This is a genomic window from Methylobacterium sp. E-005 (genome assembly GCF_022829725.1).
Lineage (GTDB): Bacteria > Pseudomonadota > Alphaproteobacteria > Rhizobiales > Beijerinckiaceae > Methylobacterium.
In genome coordinates, this window is record NZ_JAKSYG010000217.1 from 83281 (window position 1) to 100909 (window position 17629).

General features: G+C 69.1%; 13 protein-coding genes and 1 pseudogene. 7 read left to right on the forward strand and 7 right to left on the reverse strand.

The annotated features are described in order from the left end of the window. Positions 1 to 187: 187 nt before the first annotated feature. Positions 188 to 1663 (forward strand): PAS domain S-box protein, encoded by a 1476-nt coding sequence (locus MKK88_RS25775; RefSeq protein WP_244004868.1) that lies wholly within the window; start codon positions 188 to 190, stop codon positions 1661 to 1663. An 18-nt stretch (positions 1664 to 1681) separates the two neighbouring features. Here MKK88_RS25775 and MKK88_RS25780 read toward each other — a convergent pair whose 3' ends face one another. The 3 genes from MKK88_RS25780 to MKK88_RS25790 form a co-directional block, all read right to left on the reverse strand. After that, complete coding sequence (locus MKK88_RS25780; RefSeq protein ID WP_244004870.1) at positions 1682 to 2833, reverse strand: sensor domain-containing diguanylate cyclase; 1152 nt, start codon at positions 2831 to 2833, stop codon at positions 1682 to 1684. Between the two features lie 209 nt (positions 2834 to 3042). Then, positions 3043 to 7113 carry a Pls/PosA family non-ribosomal peptide synthetase gene (locus MKK88_RS25785; RefSeq protein ID WP_244004872.1) on the reverse strand — a complete coding sequence of 1357 codons (4071 nt, stop codon included), beginning with the start codon at positions 7111 to 7113 and terminating at the stop codon, positions 3043 to 3045. Positions 7114 to 7223: 110 nt separating this feature from the next. Beyond that, complete coding sequence (locus MKK88_RS25790) at positions 7224 to 7811, reverse strand: histidine phosphatase family protein (protein ID WP_244004874.1); 588 nt, start codon at positions 7809 to 7811, stop codon at positions 7224 to 7226. 96 nt (positions 7812 to 7907) lie between these two features. Between MKK88_RS25790 and MKK88_RS25795 the strand changes: the two genes are divergently transcribed. Beyond that, entirely contained in the window at positions 7908 to 8882 is a 975-nt protein-coding gene (locus MKK88_RS25795) for a polyphosphate kinase 2 family protein (RefSeq protein WP_244004876.1), read from the forward strand. Positions 8883 to 8896: 14 nt separating this feature from the next. Beyond that, positions 8897 to 10050, forward strand: a pseudogene (locus MKK88_RS25800) (AAA family ATPase). A 348-nt stretch (positions 10051 to 10398) separates the two neighbouring features. Here MKK88_RS25800 and fabI read toward each other — a convergent pair. Further along, on the reverse strand, positions 10399 to 11223 hold the full coding sequence (fabI, locus tag MKK88_RS25805) for an enoyl-ACP reductase FabI (RefSeq protein WP_244004878.1): 825 nt from the start codon (positions 11221 to 11223) through the stop codon (positions 10399 to 10401). Positions 11224 to 11317: 94 nt separating this feature from the next. After that, a complete protein-coding gene (locus MKK88_RS25810) occupies positions 11318 to 12247 on the reverse strand; it encodes a DnaJ C-terminal domain-containing protein (RefSeq protein ID WP_244004880.1) in 930 nt (309 codons plus the stop codon). 217 nt (positions 12248 to 12464) lie between these two features. Here MKK88_RS25810 and MKK88_RS25815 point away from each other — a divergent pair, with 217 nt between their 5' ends. The 4 genes from MKK88_RS25815 to MKK88_RS25830 are packed head-to-tail and all read left to right on the forward strand — an operon-like array spanning position 12465 to position 15716. Next, entirely contained in the window at positions 12465 to 12848 is a 384-nt protein-coding gene (locus MKK88_RS25815; protein WP_244004882.1) for a VOC family protein, read from the forward strand. Next, a complete protein-coding gene (locus MKK88_RS25820; RefSeq protein WP_244004884.1) occupies positions 12848 to 13897 on the forward strand; it encodes an iron ABC transporter substrate-binding protein in 1050 nt (349 codons plus the stop codon). The genes MKK88_RS25815 and MKK88_RS25820 overlap by 1 nt, the downstream gene beginning before the upstream one ends. Further along, on the forward strand, positions 13894 to 14946 hold the full coding sequence (locus MKK88_RS25825) for a FecCD family ABC transporter permease (RefSeq protein WP_409566708.1): 1053 nt from the start codon (positions 13894 to 13896) through the stop codon (positions 14944 to 14946). Before MKK88_RS25820 ends, MKK88_RS25825 begins: the two co-directional genes overlap by 4 nt. After that, positions 14943 to 15716, forward strand: coding sequence for an ABC transporter ATP-binding protein (locus tag MKK88_RS25830; RefSeq protein ID WP_244004886.1), 774 nt, complete (start codon positions 14943 to 14945; stop codon positions 15714 to 15716). The genes MKK88_RS25825 and MKK88_RS25830 overlap by 4 nt, the downstream gene beginning before the upstream one ends. Before the next feature lie 84 nt (positions 15717 to 15800). On the opposite strand, the gene MKK88_RS25835 is transcribed toward MKK88_RS25830, so the two are convergent. Then, positions 15801 to 16568, reverse strand: coding sequence for a Crp/Fnr family transcriptional regulator (locus MKK88_RS25835; RefSeq protein ID WP_244004888.1), 768 nt, complete (start codon positions 16566 to 16568; stop codon positions 15801 to 15803). 134 nt (positions 16569 to 16702) lie between these two features. Then, positions 16703 to 17587: a GH25 family lysozyme gene (locus MKK88_RS25840; RefSeq protein WP_409566709.1), complete on the reverse strand. Its 885-nt coding sequence runs from the start codon at positions 17585 to 17587 to the stop codon at positions 16703 to 16705. Positions 17588 to 17629: the final 42 nt, after the last annotated feature.

Genomic DNA, 17629 nt, shown 5'->3' on the forward strand with positions numbered 1-17629 from the left:
CCAGTCGCCACGTTACTGACGAGGGTAGCAATCATAAATTGTAATCGGCGCATTTCATGCGGCCGAGTTACCACGTTCCGAGAATTGAAATCCGCCTGGATGGACCAGAGGCGGCAGAATTATCAGTTTCTAAATCATCCTGTGGCGCAACCTTAAACCTCACGGCAAACCGAGTTCGGGGGCGACGATGGCACTGTTTGGTTCACGTTCGGACGTCCCCGTTTCGGCACTCGACCGGACCATGGGGCGTATCGAATTTGATCTGGCGGGCCACGTTACGGACGCCAACGCGATCTTCCTCGACTTGGTCGGCTACACCCTCGCGGAGGTCCGCGGGCGTCACCACAGCCTGTTCGTGCCGGAGGCCGAGCGCCTCAGCCCGGATTATGCGGCGTTCTGGGATCGGCTGCGCGCCGGTCAGCCCAAGATCCAAGAGTTCGCCCGCCAGACCAAGGACGGACGGATCGTATGGGTGAAGGGCTCCTACAACCCGATCCTCGACCGCAGCGGTAAGGCGACGAAAGTCGTGAAAATCGCCACGGACGTGACCGAGGAACGGGCTCGCAACGCCCTGTATGCGGGTCAGATCGCAGCCATCAATCGCTCGCAGGCAATGATCTGCTTCGCCCTCGACGGCACGATCACGGACGCCAACGCGAATTTCCTCTCCACCATGGGCTACACCCTGGACGAGATCCGCGGCCGTCATCACCGGATGTTCATATCGCCCACCGATGCGGCATCCCCGGACTACGCGGCGTTCTGGGCGGCCCTGGCGGCGGGGCAATACCAAGCCGGCGAATTCCAGCGGATCGGCAAGGGTGGGCGGGTCGTCTGGATCTTCGGCGCCTACAACCCGATCCTCGACGCGGAGGGCAGGCCCTGCGCGGTCGTCAAGTTCGCCACCGACGTGACCCAGCAGGTCGAGGACCGGCAGCGCCGGGCCACGGGGCAACGCGCCATCGACGGGGATATCGCGGCGATCCGGGACTCGATGAGTCGCGTCGTTCAGCAGGCCGACGAGACCGCCGAGGCCTCGAACCAGACCGCCCGCAACGTCCAGGCGGTTGCGGCCGGCTCTGAGGAGTTCGCCGCCTCGATCGAAGAGCTGAGCCGTCACGCCCTCATGGCCAAGTCGTCGGTCGATCAGGTGGTCACGCGCGCCGAGGAGGCCGGGGCGATCGTCGTCGGGCTGACCGGCGCCGCCGACAGGATCGGCGCCGCCGTGAACCTGATCCGCTCGATCGCCGACCAGACGAACCTCCTGGTCCTCAACGCCACGATCGAGGCCGCGCGCGCGGGTGCGGCCGGCAAGGGATTTGCGGTGGTGGCTGCCGAGGTGAAGGCCCTGGCCGAGCAGACCGCCCGGGCGACCGGCGAAATCGGCAGCCAGATCGCGGCCGTCCAGGCGGAGACCAGCAAGGCCGTCTCCGCCATCGACGGGATCGGCTCGACCATCGAGCAGCTCAGCGCGATCACCCTCAGCGTCTCGTCCGCCGTGACCGAGCAGGCGGCGGTCACCCGCGACCTGACCGAGAACATGCAATCGGCCGCCCACAGCGTCGACACGGCGCGTGCCGCGATGGCCGACATAGCGACGGCGGCGGCCCAGGTGGATGCCTCGGTCCGCAAGGTCTCTGAGGCGGCGCGCGCCCTGGCCTGACGACGACGCCCGCTGGCTTCACGCGGCCCGGGGGGGCATGTCGGCCTCGGCCACCCGGTCGCGGCCGCCATTCTTCGCGGAGTAAAGTGCGGCATCCGCCCGGCGCATCAGGGCGTCGAACCCGACGCCGTCCCGGACCGGGGCGACACCGATGCTGACGCTGACGCGCAGCTCCGGAAGTTCGGGTACTTGGAGGCCGGCGAAGGTCCGGCGCAGTTCCTCGGCCCGGGCCACGGCCTCGGCAACCGAGACCCGCGGCAGGAAGCAAACGAACTCCTCTCCGCCCATTCGTCCCAGCAACGCATCGTGCGGCAGCAGGGATGTCGCCATGGTGCAAAACCCGACGAGCACCGCGTCACCGACCGCGTGCCCGTGGACGTCGTTCACAGCCTTGAACCGGTCGAGATCGGCCAGCAGCAGCGCGCCGCCCTCACCAGCGCCAAGGGCGATACCGGCCGCCGCCACGAAGGCGCGACGGTTGCGCACGCCCGTGAGCGCGTCAGTCGAGGCCGCGATCCGTTGCTCCCGTTCCGCCCTCTCCTTCACCAGAGCCATGAAGGTGAAGGCTGCAGCAATCGAAAACAGGATGGTCACGAAACACAGGATCGCCACCCAGGGCGAGGCCAACGGATTGGGGTGGAGGTGCGGCGGTGCCAGCAGCGTCGCGGGGATCCGCACGAAGTAGAAGGCGCCGTGCAGCCCGAGCACGGCGGCCGCCGTGACCCGGGACGCCAGCCGCTCCGCGCGGCCGCGCCAGATCTCCGCAGCCGCGGCGCCGCAATAGATCGTGGCCACCGCGGAGGCGTACATGACGCGCAGCGTCAGCGATTCATAGAACGTCGGGACGAGGCACAGGCCGCACCAGATGAGCGCGCCTGCCATTGCCAGCCCCGCATGGGGCCGGCGCCGTTCGAACGAGCGGACGCCACTCCAGATCAGTCCATAGGCCGAGAGAATGACCGCGTTGGACAACACGATCGAAACCGCATCGGGGATCTGGCCCCGGAGCGCCAACCCGACGGTACCGGCCGCGGCGACCAGATGGGCCACGCCCCAGTAGGCCAGGGTCCGCTCCTCGGGCGCCTGTCGCCAGGACGTGAGGAACAGCGCTCCCGCCAGCAGGGTAACCGTCGAATTGACGACGAGCAGTGTGGCGGGATCAAGCTGCACGGCCGACCAACGATCCCCCGCCCGAATACAAGGCCGCCGCACGCGTCTTCGCAGTTGACGACGCGCGAAGACGAATCAGGCTATACAGATATCAGCAACGCCCATGCCTATCTATAATCATCTCGCGTTGCGGAATTCTTGCATCGGAAAATATCCTGCGTTTCCTCCGCCCCCGGGTCCGGAGCAGCGCATAACATCGGCGGATCGCGTCACGGGGCGTGGATCACCGGGACTGCGGGCGCGCCCTCCCATTCGGTATTACCGGGGATCGACTCGCCCTTCATCACGATGGTGAGCGGGCGCAGCCGCGCGAAGTCACCGACCTTCGTGTCGTACAGCACCGTCGAGAAGGCGCCGACCGACACCCCCTTGCCCACGATCACCCGGCCGATCTTCATGATGCGGTCCTCGTAGAGGTGGGTCTGCAGCGCCGAGACCCGGTTGATCGTGGCGTAGTCCCCGATCGTCACGCAGTCGAACTCGGTGATGTCGGTTGTCAGCATGCATACGCCCTGGCCGACCTTCACGCCGAACAGGCGCAGCACCCAGGGCAGGAACGGCGTGCCCTGGAGATGTTCCAGCAGCACCTTGCCGGCGAGCCCCCAATAGGCCACCGCGATAGCCTCGGTGCGCATCGCCCACCACGACCACATCGGCTGCATGCCGGGCTTGTACACGCCCATCAGCAGCCACTTCATCGCGATGACCGCCGAGGACTGGATCAGCGCGATGGCGACGCTCGCCGTGACGAAACTGATCGCCAGCCCCGACCAGTCCTTCTCGAGGATGGCCGGGTAGAAGTACCAGTCGATCACCGTGATCGCGAGGGTGATGTAGAGCATCGGCGAGAACGAGGTCGCAAAGGCTTCGAACACGCCGCGCCGGACCTTCGGCCAGAGCCCGGGCTCGTAGGTCTGGGCGTCGGATCCAAGATCAACCTTCTGGCGGGCCGGAAGCCGGATCGGCGGCGAGCCGAACCACGTCTCGCCCGGGTTCATCGCCTCGTTGGCCGGCGGCTTCGACTTGATGCCGATCAGCACGTCATCGGGGATGACGGCGCCCGGCGGCACAACGGCGTCGTTGCCGACGAAGACGCGGGCGCCGGTCTGCGTGGGCTCCAGGTGCATCCAGCCGCGCCGGATCTCCTCCTCGCCGTACACCACCTCGTCGGCGACGAAGTTCTTCGCCCCGATATCGGCGAGGTCGTAGCGGCCGCCGAGATTCGTCGAGATCTCGGCGCCGTGGCCCATCCGGGCTCCCATCAGCCGGTACCACGCCCGCATGTAGACGGTGGCGAACAGCGACGAGAGCGTCTCCAGCGTCACCTCGACGGCGAGGGCCAGCGACCATTTCCGCAGGTAGAACAGCGAGTGGACCGAGTAGGTGCCGGTGCGGGTCCGGGGCAGCACGACCCAGCGGATGCCGGCGATCAGCAACACCGTGCCGGCGGTCATCAGCATCGCGGTCGGCCATGTGAGGATCGGCAGGTACCAATGATAATCGACGTCCGTGATGTCGGACAGCGAGTCCGAGATCTGGTCGAAGATGAAGAAGGCCGGGAAGATCGGCAGCAGGCCCACCGCCGGGATCACGGCGAGGAGCAGCGTGTAGGCGGCCATGAACGCGGCCCGGGTCGGCCAGGAGGCGTCCGCCGGCGCGGGCAGCGCGGCCGGGTCCGCCATCCCGACCTTGCGGCCGGGCGAACCGTCCCAGCGCTCGACCGCTCCGACGCGCGATCCCGCCGGGATCGTTGTGAGATCGCCGATCTCGGCCTGCGGGCCGATCACCGTGTCGTGGCTGATCACGCAGGATGTGCCGACCGCCGCGTCAGCGCCGATCTCCACACGGCCGATGACGAGTTCATTCCCGACGATCTCGGCATTGGCGATGACGAGGCGTCCGCCGAGCGACGCACCGTCGCCGATCGTCAGAAGATCGGGCGCGCCGACCTCGATATCGGAGATCAGCGTGTCGCGGCCGATCCGGGCGCCCATCAGGCGCAGATATTTGGCGATGGCCGGCGAGCCCTGCAGCCACTTCACGTGGACGAGGGGTGCCAGCCGCTGCGCCAGCCACCAGCGGAAGTAGTAGGCGCCCCAGAGCGGATAGCGGCCGGGCTTGGTCCGGCCCAGGATCAACCACTTGCCGGCCACCGCGATGACCGCCGTCACGCCGTTGATCGCCACGTAGACGAGGAGCAGCACCCCGAGTTCGGCGAAGAAGCTCAAGCCGCCACCGGTGAGCAGCAGGTAGGTCACGAACATGCCCAGCCACTGGGCGGTGGCCAACGCGATCACGACGGGCAAAGCCACGAGCTGAGCGAGGCCGCAGAGCGCCCGGCGCAGCAGGGGCGGCGGCTCGAAGCTGAGGTCGCGGGTCGCGGCCGCCGCGCCCATGCCGCCGGTGCGGGCGATCAGCGCGTCGGCCATCGCCCGCATCGTGCGCAGCGCGTAAACATCCGGCAGGGTGATGCCGGCGAGCGGCGGGTTCTCGCGGACCGCCGAGACGAAGCGGGCCGCGAGCAGCGAGTGGCCGCCGAGATCGGCGAAGAAGTCGCCCTCCAGGGCGATCGGCTGGTTGCCGAAGATCTGCTTGGCGGCGGCCACAAGGGCGGCCTCGGTCTCGTTGGCCGGGGGCTCCTGCTCGCCGTCGGCCGCAACCACGGTCAGCGGGGCGATCTTGAGGGCCTTGCGGTCGACCTTGCCGGAGGTGAGGCGCGGCAGCGTCTCGGCCACCTCGAAATGGCCCGGCACCATGTAGGGCGGCATCTGCCCCGCGAGCGTCTTGCGCAGGGCAGCGGTGTCGATCGTGCGGCCGCGCTCCGGGATCAGGAAGGCGACGAGGCGATCGACGCCGTCATCCTGCCGCAGCACCACCGCGGCCTGGTTGATCTCGGGCACGCTGCGGATCCGCGCCTCGATCTCCCCGAGTTCCACGCGGAACCCGCGGATCTTGACCTGATCGTCGATGCGGCCGTGGAACACGATCCGCCCGGCGGCATCGAGGGAGACCGCATCGCCGGAGCGGTAGAGCACCGGGTCGGTCCCGTCCGAGCCGAAGGGGTTGGCGATGAACTTTTCCGCGGTCAGCTCGGGCCGTGCGAGGTAGCCCCGGGCGACACCCGGGCCGCCGATCAGCAGCTCGCCCTGCTGGTCGCGCCCGAGCAGGCTCAGATCATCGCCTGCCACGTACACCGAATAATTCGGGATCGGGCCGCCGATCGTCACCGGCACGCCGGGCCGCATCTCGGCGGCGGTGGCAACCACGGTCGCCTCGGTCGGACCGTAGGTGTTGAACAGCTGGCGCGAGCCCGTGGCCCAACGGGCAACCAGCGGCTCCGGCAGCGCCTCGCCGCCGAGCAGCACGAGGCGCACGGTCGGCAGGTCACCGGAGATCATCGCCAGGAGGGTCGGCACGGTGTCGAGCACCGTGATGCGCTCGGCCTCCAGGATGCCGGGGAGTGATTCCACGTCGCCCATCATGGCCGGGCTCGCCACGAACAGCGTGGCGCCGACGAGATACGGGACCCAGATCTCCTCCATGGAGAGATCGAAGGCGACCGAGGCCCCCTGGAACACCACATCGTCGGCGCGCATCCCGTAAAGGGCGTTCCCCGAGCGCAGGAAGTGGCAGATGTTGGCGTGGCTGATGACGATGCCCTTCGGCACGCCGGTCGAGCCCGAGGTGTAGATCAGGTAGGCGGGGTGATCGGGCGTCAGGCCCAGCGCGCGGGCATCCGGCACGGGGATTTCGGCCGGGGTCGCGGCGTCGAGATCCGCCGGGGTCAGGGCCGGTGCGGCGTCGGGCGCCGAAGGCTTGAGCGCCGGTGAGACGAGGAGCGCCTTGGCGGCGGCATCGGTCAGGCACACGCCGACCCGGTCGGCCGGCGCCTCGGCGTCGAACGGCAGCCAAGCGGCGCCCGATAGGGTGATGCCGATCTGCGCCACGAGGAGTTCGGGCCCCCGGGCCATCCAGAGCCCGACCACATCGCCCGGGCCGATGCCGCGATGGGCGAGCCCGGCGGCGATCCGGCCAGCGCGGGACGCGACCGCGGCATAGGTCAGGTGCGGGTGGACGCCGCCCGCCCCCACGGTCGCACCGTCGACGAGGCAGGGATGGTCGGGCCGGGACCGGGCGGACTCCAGAAATATCTCGGCGAGCACCTCGTCGCGAATCAGGTCGGGACGGTGCGCGCCCCGCAGGATGGCCGCCCCGGCATCGTGACGTCCGCTGGCCCCGGCAGCCGGTCCGGGCCGGGTCTTCTCGGCGACGTCACTCATCCGCTGCTCCGCTGGCCGGCCGCCCTGGCCGACGCCTCCGTGGCAGCCGCCCTATAGCCCACCGATCATGCCGTTATCGAGGCGGCTTTGCACTGCGCCCGCGCACGGGATCAAGCCCAGCGCCAATTGTCGGGCTCGAGAATCAGCACCTCGCCCTGGCGGATGCCGATCCGGGGGGCGGCGTAGATGTCGAGGTGGCCCAGCGCCACGAGGGCCGCCCGGGCGACGCCGCCATGGGCCACAATGACCGTATCGCGGTCCAGGGCGGAGAGCAGCGGCCCGACGCGCTCCACCAGGGCGGCGTAGTTCTCGCCCCCGATCCCCGGCGGACGGTGGTGCCAGCGATCCCGATCGCGCCCCGCGGCGCCGGCCGGGTCGCGGCGACGGATCTCCGCCCAGGTCGAGCCTTCCCAGCTTCCGAAGCCGATCTCCCGCAGCCGCGGATCGGTGCGATACTCCTCAGGCGGAAGGCCCAGCCGCGTTCGCAGGATCTCCATGGTGCGCCGGGTCCGCTTGAGCGGGCTCGCCACAAAATCCGCTGTGGCCAGCTTCTCGCCCGCCGCGGCGGCGAGGCGCTCTGCGACGGCCGCGGCCTGAAGTTCGCCCTGCGCGTTCAGATCGGTGTCGCGGCCACCCTGGAGGCGCCCCTCGGCATTCCAGTCCGTCTGGCCGTGGCGGATGAAGTAGATGCTGACCAACCGTCTCAATCCCGTCCTGCACCGGCGCTCGGAACGGCTCGGAGCGCCACCCGTTCTCGCCGACGGTCGGCAACGTCCGCGAACAGGTCCTGCCCCATGTCGAAGAAGCACAGCAAGCATCATCGCGGCCAGAAACGTGCTGACGGCGTGACAGAGACCCCCGACCTGCACGGATCGGGCCGGCCATCGACCGCCCGCCGGGTCGGCAGCGTCGCAGATGCCATGCCGGCGGTGCCGGCCAGCCATCCGCGGGTGCCCATCCGCGCGGCGCCGGGGATCGTCACGGTCGAGCCCGACACCCGCTTCGACCTCGGCGCCGTGGATACGCGTGCCGATGGCGGCCTCGATAGGGCCTTTGCGAAGGATGCGTTGGTCCGGGAACGGGAGCGAATCGTCGCCCTCCAGGAACGCCTCTATGCCGAGCGGGCCCGCAGCGTGCTGCTGGTTTTCCAGGCGATCGACACCGGCGGCAAGGACGGCACGATCCGCTCGGTGCTGAAGGGTGTGAACCCGCAGGGCTGCGTCGTCACCTCGTTCAAGGTGCCGTCGAGCGACGAGCTCGATCACGACTTCCTCTGGCGCTACCACGCCCGGGCACCCGGGCGTGGTCTGATTGGCGTGTTCAACCGCAGCCACTACGAGGACGTGCTGGTGGTGCGGGTGAAGGGCCTCGTGCCGGATGCGGTCTGGCAGAACCGCTACGGCCGGATCAACGATTTCGAACGCCTTCTTACCGAATCGGGCACGACCATCCTCAAGTTCTTCCTGCACATCTCCAAGGCGGAGCAGAAGAAGCGGCTGGAGGCCCGGATCGCCGATCCGGAGAAGCACTGGAAGTTCGATCCGGCGGATCTCGTCGAACGCAAGTCCTGGGACGCCTACCAGCAGGCCTTCGCGGACGCCTTGGCCCGGTGCTCGACGCCCGACGCCCCCTGGCTGGTGGTGCCGGCCGATCACAAATGGTTCCGCAACTACGTGATCGCGCGGACCGTGGCGGATACGCTGGAGGCGATGGACCCGCGATTCCCGCAGGCCCCGAAGGGCATCGCGGAGTTGACGGTCCCCGACTGATTGGGGAAGCCGGCATGCTGATGGTGCGCGCGGTCGCGGTCTCGGACTACCGGTCGCTCCGGCGGATCGGCTTCCCGTGGATGCGCTCTCGATCTTCGTCGGCAGCAACGGCGCAGGCAAGACCAACCTCTACCGGGCGCTCGAGCTGCTGCAGGCGGCCGCGCAGGGAACCCTGACCCGCGGCGTCGCCGCGGAGGGCGGCATGGATTCGGCGCTCTGGGCCGGCCGGCGGCGGCAGGGCGAACCGGCGCGGATCAGCCTGTCGGTCACATTGCGCCACGACACCATCGGGCAGGATTACGTCTACATGGTAGAGATCGGCCTCGTGCCTCAGGCGGGCGCCGAAATATACGGTGCGGCCTTTCGCCGGGAGCCGCAGGTCAAGGCTGAGCGCCTGACGGTCCGGACTGGCGGCCGCTCGGCCGTGATCCTCGACCGCGACGGTCGCACCGGCTTCATCCGCGATGCGGCGGGGCGCAAGCAGACCCTGGGGACGGATCTGCTCGCCACCGAGACGGCGCTCGGCAGCCTGCTCGATGCGACCGGCCAGCCGGAGATCGCCCTCATGCGCCAGGCGATGCTGGCGTGGCGCTTCCATCACGGCTTCCGCACCGACGCGGAGTCGCCGCTCCGGAGACCGTGCCTCGCGGTCACCACGCCGACATTGGCCTCGGACGGGTCGGATCTTGCGGCAGTCTTCGCCACCCTCGCCCACATCCGGCAGGACACGGTCGACCTCGATGCAGCCGTGGCCAGAGCCTTCCCCGGGGCCCGGCTCGTCGTTCCGGAACCGGGGCGGGAGGCGAGCTTCGGTCTCACGATCCCCGACTTCGCCGGCCGGGTTTTCGCCGCCCCGGAACTGTCGGACGGGACCCTGCGCTACCTTGCCCTCGCCGGTGCCCTCCTCGGCTACCGGCTGCCGCCCTTCATCGCGTTGAACGAGCCGGAAACCAGCCTGCATCCGGACCTGATGGAGCCGCTAGCCCGGCTGATCGCCCGGGCGGCCGAGCGCACGCAGGTCTGGCTGGTGACGCATTCCGAGCGGCTGGCCGCGGGCATCGCCGAGCATAGCGGCGCGCAGCCCCGCACCGTCATCAAGCGCGAGGGCGAGACGTGGATCGCGGGGTTGAAACGGTCGGGGGAGTTCGAACAGACGGATGAGGGTTGAGGCCGTGGAAGTCTGCCGCGCGTTCTGCCTTCCCTTGCCTGTCTGCACGCTCCGGACGACACGGGTTTTGAGGCTTGCCGATCAGGACGGCGCGCAACGGGCGTCCTCGCCTGTGCGGGGACGGTTTGGGGTGAGGGGAGCTAGGTACAGGATCGGGCACGCGATGGGTGCGCCGACAGGGCGCGCCTCAGTCTGAGGGTTCTCGACCCTCACCCGGCCTTCCGCGTGCAGACCTCTCCCGTACGAGAGAGGGGACCCGCGGTCTCCCCGGCTGGCGGCCGCCCCGAGACTGCAAACCTGTGCAGCCCGTAGCGCTGCGCAGAAGGGAGACGCGCCTCGCGCGCCCACTCACTCCTTGTCGAGGGTTAGATCCGGCGCCTCGGGATTCTTCATGCCCACAACGTGGTAGCCCGCATCCACGTGCAGGATCTCACCGGTCATGCCGGCCGCCATGTCGGAGATCAGATAGGCTGCTGTCTCGCCCACCTCCCCGATGGTCACGGTCCGGCGCAGGGGCGCGTTGTACTCATTCCACTTCAAAATGTAGCGGAAGTCGCCGATCCCGGAGGCGGCCAGCGTCTTGATCGGGCCCGCGGAGATCGCGTTGACGCGGATGTTCTTCGGGCCGAGGTCGGCCGCAAGGTAGCGCACCGAGGCTTCCAAAGCCGCCTTGGCGACGCCCATCACGTTGTAGTGCGGCATCCACTTCTCGGCACCGTAATAGGTCAGCGTCACAAGGGAGCCGCCCGGCCGCATCATCTTTTCAGCGCGCTGCGCCACCGCGGTGAACGAGTAGCACGAGACGAGGAGCGACTTGGTGAAGTTCTCCTCCGAGGTCTCGATATATCGGCCGGTCAGCTCGTCCTTGTCGGAGAAGGCGATGCAGTGAATGACGAAGTCGATCCCTTCGGGGAAGACCTTGGCCGCCTCCGCGAACACCGCGTCGATCGTGGCCGCCTCCGTCACATCGCAATGGCCGATGACTTGGGCGTCGAGCTCCTTGGCGAGCGGCTCGACGCGCTTGCGCAGGGCTTCACCCTGATAGGTGAAGGCGAGCTCCGCCCCGTGGGCGTGGGCGCTGCGAGCGATGCCCCAGGCGATCGAGCGATTGTTGGCAATGCCCAGGACGATGCCCCGCTTGCCCGCCAGAAGGCCGTGCCCGTGTTCCGCCATGATCGATCCCGAAGCCGCGCGGTCCCTCTCGGGGCCGGGGCGCCTCCTTAGCGGAGGCGGCCCGGCGACGGAAGTCCGGCCCGCTCCCTGCGCCTCAAGCGGCCTTCGCGCCGCGCCGCGCCCGGGCGAATTCCATCAGCGCCGCGTCCTCGCCCTCCGGTAGGACGATGGCGGTGGTGGCGAACAGGTCGCCGGGATTCCCGTCCTTCCGCGGCAGGCCCTTGCCGCGCAGGCGGAAGGTGCGGCCCGAACTCGTCATCGACGGGATCTTCATCTCCACGGCGCCGGTCAGCGTCGGCACGCGAATCGTACCGCCGAGCACGGCGTCCTCCAGCGGCACGTCGACGGTGGTGCGCAGATCGGAGCCGTCGACGGTGAAGCGCGGATGCGGCCGGATCCGGATGGTCAGCAGCGCGTCGCCCGGCTCGCCCCGCGGACCCGCGCCCTGGCCGAGGCCGCGGAGCCGGATGGTCTGGCCATCCACCACGCCGCGGGGGATGACCACGTCGACCTCGCGGCCCGTGGGCAGGTACAGGCGCAGCTTCTCCTCGCTGGCGACCTGCTCAAGGGTCACGGACAGCTCGGCGGCGACATCCTCGCCCTTGGGCGTGCCGCGCTGGCCGCCGGGCCCGGCGCCGCCCGCGCGAAAGGCCTCGCCGAAGATGTGCGAGAAGATGTCCTCGCCCATTCCGCCGCCCATGCCGCCCTGCCGGGCGCGGGCCATGCCCTCGAAGTCGAAATTGCCGCCGCGCCCGCCGCCGAAGCCGCCGCCGCCGAATCCTTCGAACCCGGTCGCGCGCGGCTTGCCCTCGGCGTCGATCTCGCCGCGGTCGAATTGCTTGCGCTTCTCGGCATCGCCCAGGATCTCATAGGCCGAGTTTGCCTCGGCGAACCGATCCTTGGCCTTCACGTCGTTCTTGTTGCGGTCGGGGTGGAAGTCCTTGGCGAGCTTGCGATAGGCCTTCTTGATGTCGGCCTCGCTCGCCCCCTTGGCCACGCCCAGCACGTCGTAGGGATTGCGCATGGAACTCTATGGCTGTGCGGTGTGGAAATTCCACCCGGATGTGGGAAGGCTGTTGCATACCTGCAACGGTCCTGATCGCGAAAGTCTGCGGGTTCGCGCGGGACGTCAAGCGGTGCCCCTCGCCCCCTGGGCCCAAGGGGCTTAACTTCGGTGCTCTGCCGGGTCGGGCGCCGTCAGCCCGCCTGCACAGACGCGAATCGCAAGGAGTCTCGCCCCGATGCAGTATGCCTGCGACCACGTCCATCTCCGGAGCCGCGACGCCCTCCAGGCCGCCGCGTTCTACGTCGAGACCTTCGGTGCGCGGGAGGTGAAGCGCGTCGGTGATGGGGTGATCCAGAGGGTCGTCCTCGACCTCGGCGGGCTTACCGTTTTCATCGAGCAGGCGCCGGCCGAGACCGCGCCGGCCGGGCCGACGCCCTGTCTGGGCCTGGAGCATCTCGGCCTGCGCGTCGCCGACATCGAGGCGGCGATGGCCGATCTCACGGCCCGGGGGGTTCCGGTGCGGACCGGGATCACGGAGCGCGGACCGGGCCTGCGAATCGCCTTCGTGGAAGGACCGGACGGGGCGCTGATCGAGATCCTTGAGCGCAAGGCGGCTTGATGGGGCTTCCATTCCCATACGGCCGATCGCTCGCCTGTCTGCTGCTCCTGTGTCTCGCCTGTCCAGGGGCCGTCGCGGCGCGCCCGTTCACCGACGCCGCCGGCCGGACCGTCGAATTGCCGGATCGGATTGAGCGCGTGCTGCCCGCCGGCCCGCCGGCCGCGGTGCTGCTCTACACCCTGGCGCCCGACCGGCTGGCGGGCTGGGTCAGCGCGCCCGGGCCTGAGGCGCTGCCGTTTCTCGATCCGCGCGCGCGGGCGCTGCCGGCTTATGGCCGCCTGACCGGGCGCCGCGGCACCGCCAATGTCGAGGCGGTCCTCGCCGCCAAGCCCGATCTGATCGTCGACTCGGGCAGCCTCGGCCCGACCTATGCGTCCCTGGCCGACCGGGTTCAGGCCCAAACCGGCATCCCCTACATCCTGCTCGACGGCAGGTTCACGCGGATGCCCGAAACCTTCCGGCAGCTCGGGGCAGCCCTGGGCCGGCAGGATGAGGCCGATGCCCTGGCGGCCTACGCGGACGCGCTTACGGGTACGGTGGCCAAGGCGATCGGCCCCATCCCGGAGGACCGGCGGCCCAGCGTCTACTACGCCCGGGGTCCGCGCGGCCTGGAGACGGGCTTTTCCGGCTCGATCAACACCGAGGTGCTGGAAGCGGCCGGCGGTCGGAACGTGGCGCAGGGCGGCGACGGGCGCCTCGGAACGGTTTCCCCCGAGCAGATTCTGGCCTGGAACCCGGACGTGATCGTCACCCTCGATCCAGCGTTCGCGGCCGCCGTGCGGACGGACCCGCTCTGGCATGACACGAAGGCGGTCAAAACGGGCCGGATCTACCTGGCGCCGCAGCAGCCCTTCCCGTGGTTCGACGCACCGCCGGGCGTCAACCGGCTGATCGGCCTGCGCTGGCTGGCGGGGCTGCTCCACCCAAATCTGTTTCCGCAACCGATGCCTGAGGTCGTGCGCGACTTCTACCACCGTTTCTACCATGTCGACCTCGACGCCGGGCAGGCGGCCGCGCTACTCGCTCCGCCACCGGGTGCGCCGCATTGAGCGGAGAGCCGGCCGCTGCCGACGCAGTCCGCGCAGCCCCCCGGGCGGGGCTTCCAGTGGCGCTGCTCGCCGCGGCGGCTGTCCTGATGCTGGCCATCGTCGCGTTGGCGGTCGGACAATATCCGGTCCCCCTCGCGGATCTCGCAACCGTGCTCGGCCACCGGCTGCTCGGCTTGCCGACCCGCGCGCCCGCAATGGTCGAGACGGTGGTGATGCAGGTGCGCCTGCCCCGGGTCGTGGCCGCCCTGGTGGTCGGAGGGGCCCTCTCGGCGGCGGGGGCGACCTACCAGGGCCTGTTCCGCAACCCCCTGGTCTCGCCCGACATCCTGGGTGTCTCCGCGGGGGCCGGTCTCGGAGCTGTGCTGGGAATCTACCTCGGTTTGCCGGTGGCGACCATCCAGGCGCTCGCCTTCCTGGGTGGCCTGGGCGCCGTCGCGGCGGTCTACGGGATCGGGCTCGCCGTGCGGCGCCACGATCCGGTCCTGACCCTGGTCTTGGCCGGCGTCGCGGTCGGTGCGGTGCTGGGCGCGGGGATCTCGCTCCTGAAGGTGCTGGCCGATCCCTACAACCAGTTGCCGGCGATCACGTTCTGGCTGCTCGGCAGCCTGTCCTCAGTCACCTTGGGTGATGTCGGCGCCGTATTGCCGATGATGCTCCTGGGCCTTGCCCCCCTGGTGCTGCTGCGGTGGCGGATGAATCTGATGAGCCTCGGCGACGAGGAGGCCCGGGCGCTCGGTGTCGAGACGCGGATCCTGCGCCCCGTGCTGATCGCCGGGGCGACCCTGGTCACGGCCGCCGCGGTGTCGATGACCGGGGTGATCGGCTGGATCGGGCTGATCGTGCCGCACATGGCGCGTCTGCTGGTGGGCCCGGATTACCGCCGGCTGCTCCCGGCCTCCCTGACGCTCGGAGCCGGCTACCTCCTGATCGTCGACCTGATTGCGCGGAGCGCCGGGACGATCGAGGTGCCGCTGGGCATCCTCACGGCCCTGGTCGGCGCCCCGTTTTTCCTGTGGCTGCTGGCAGCCGGGCGGAACCGGATCGGGTGATGCTTCAGGTCGCGGATCTCGCCTTCGGCTACGGCGACCGCACGGTCGGGTCAGGTGTCTCGTTCGGCCTCGCGGCCGGCGAGGTTCTCGGCCTGCTGGGGCCGAATGGCGGGGGCAAGACGACCCTGCTCAAAACGCTGCTCGGTCTGCTGCCCGCGCGAGCCGGGTCGATCCGGCTCGACGGCTCGGAACTATCCCGGCTGCCGCGGGCCCGGATCGCCCGGGCAATGGCTGCCGTGCCGCAGGCGCACGCGGCGTATTTCCCGTTCACGGTTCGCGACATGGTGGTGATGGGACGCGCGAGCCACCTCGGCCCGTTCGCTGCGCCCGGCCCGTCCGATCAGGCCGCGGCCGAACGGGCACTCGCCAGCCTCGGAATCGGGCACTTGGCCGGGGCCGTCTACACCGAGATCAGCGGCGGCGAGCGACAGCTTGCCCTGATTGCCCGGGCGCTCAGCGGGGACCCGCGGCTCCTCGTCATGGACGAGCCGACCGCGAGCCTCGATTTCGGCAATCAGGCCCGCGTCCTCGGCCAGATCCGTCGGCTGGCGCAAGCCGGTATCGCTGTCCTGTTCTCCACCCACGATCCCGGCCACGCCTTGCTCTGCGCCGACCGCGTGATCGCCCTGCATGCGGGGCGGCTGGTCGCCGACGGGCCATCCGCCGCGGTAGTGACGCCCGCGCTTCTGCGCCTGATCTACGGGATCGACGTGGTCATGGCGCCGGTGCCGGGCATCGCGGCACCGGTTTGTGCGCCGATCATCCGTTGAGCGCTGCGACGCCGTCCGCGCCAAGCCCCTTGTCGTAACGGCCACGCTTGCGTCGAGCCGATGGCCAGTTCGGCAAAGCGAGCTCTAAACGGCCGTCGCTTCGAAAGCCGGGCCGCGACCTTGGCGGTTCGAAGCGTACGTCGCTCCGAGCACCCGCTCGCCGTGCATCCGCACGCGGTCGTGGCACTCGCAGGCGGCGGACGCGACGGCCGCGCGATTCAGGATGGTGATGCGCCCACGCGCGGCACGGATCAGCCCCCCCTCCTGCAGCGTCCGCAGGATGCGGGTCAGATAGGTCCGCTGGACACCCAGCATCCCGGCCAGCACCTCGTGGGTGATCGGAAGCGTGTCGCCCTCGATCCGGTCCTGAAGCGTCAGGAGCCAGCGGAGGCAGCGTTGCTCGATCGGATGGAGCGCGTTGCAGGCGGCCATCTGCAGCAGCTGCGCGACGAAACAATCGGTGTACCGCACGAGCAGATCGCGCAACGAGGGAGACTGGCTGGCCGCTTCCTCCAGCCGGGCGGCATCGAGGCGCAGCGCCGGACCGCCGCTCTGCACCATCCCCATAGCGAAAGCGTGCATTCGCCCCCGGGTGACGAGGCCACCGACCGCACCATCGTGACCGATGGTGGCAGTCTCGGCGGTCCGCCCGTCTCGGGTCGTGACGACCAGGGCCAGCACGGTGTGGTCGCAGGGAAAAATTACGTGCGTAACCTCGGCGCCGGCCTCAAAAGCGATCTGACCCCGGGCGTAGGTCGTCGGCTCCAGATGGGGCGTGATCAACGCTCGGTCTGTATCCGAGAGTACATCGAGAAGCAGATTGCCCGTCGGGCCGGCACGGTCGATTCGCATCAAGCTGACGAGAGTGTGGCAAACCAAGCTCCCAAAAGGATTCTCTCAGGTGCGCCCGGCTTGGACCGGGCCTCCACACATACGACTCGCCGCCGAAGACTGAACTAACCTAGGTTTGGGACCACAGCACTAAATTACTTGTCGGTACATAGTCCTTGTTCCGATAGGTGTTTATGTTCACGCGGATCGCAATCGGTCGTCAGGAATGACGCCCAATCGGAAGGCGTGCCGTAGAAGGCGTTGCGATCAACGTCACCCTGCACCCCCGGGACGCGGCCGGTGGAGGTAAACTGCCAAAGCATCCACTTCCGGTTGACGAACCTCTGTTCCGGCTCCGCCGCGGTCGAGCGCAGCCAATGGGGGTAGTCGGGGAGTTCGCCCTCCAGCACATCCTTGTGGAAGGTGATGTCGGTATAGATGATCGGGCGCTTGCCGGTGTAGCGCTCCATCTCCTCGAGCATCTCGGTGACCATCGCTAGCGCCTGCGCCTTGGGCAGCTTCTTCGGGCAGGTCTGCGAATGGCCGTTCCACTCGACGTCGAGCACCGGCGGAAGGGCCGTGGGGTCGTTCGGGACGTTCCTCTTGAACCAGTCCATCTGCTCCTTGGCGGAGCGGCACCAAAACACGAAGTGGTAGGCCCCTCGGGGAACGCCGGCCCGGGCCGCCCCGTCCCAGTTGGTCCGGAAGCGCTCGTCGACGTGGTCGCCGCCCTCGGTCGCCTTGATGAAGGCGAACTGCGTCCCGGCGGCCCGGACCGAGGCCCAGTCGACATTGCCCTGCCACTTCGAGATGTCGATGCCCTGGATCGGATGCAGCTTGGCCTTGGCCACGCCCGGATGGGGCTTGGCATCGCCCTTGGTGGGATAAAAATCGTGGTTCGAAGCGCAGGCTGCCAAGCCAGCGAGAATCATCGCCGCGGCGAAGCGACCGGCAAGCCGGCGAACGGCCGTGATGCGATGGCCCAGGCCTTCGGACAGGCCGAGGGAGGGAGCGCGCGAGAGCTGATTGATCCGCGACATCAGTGTTTAGCCCGCCACCGAAGATGCGCCACAGACAGGCGT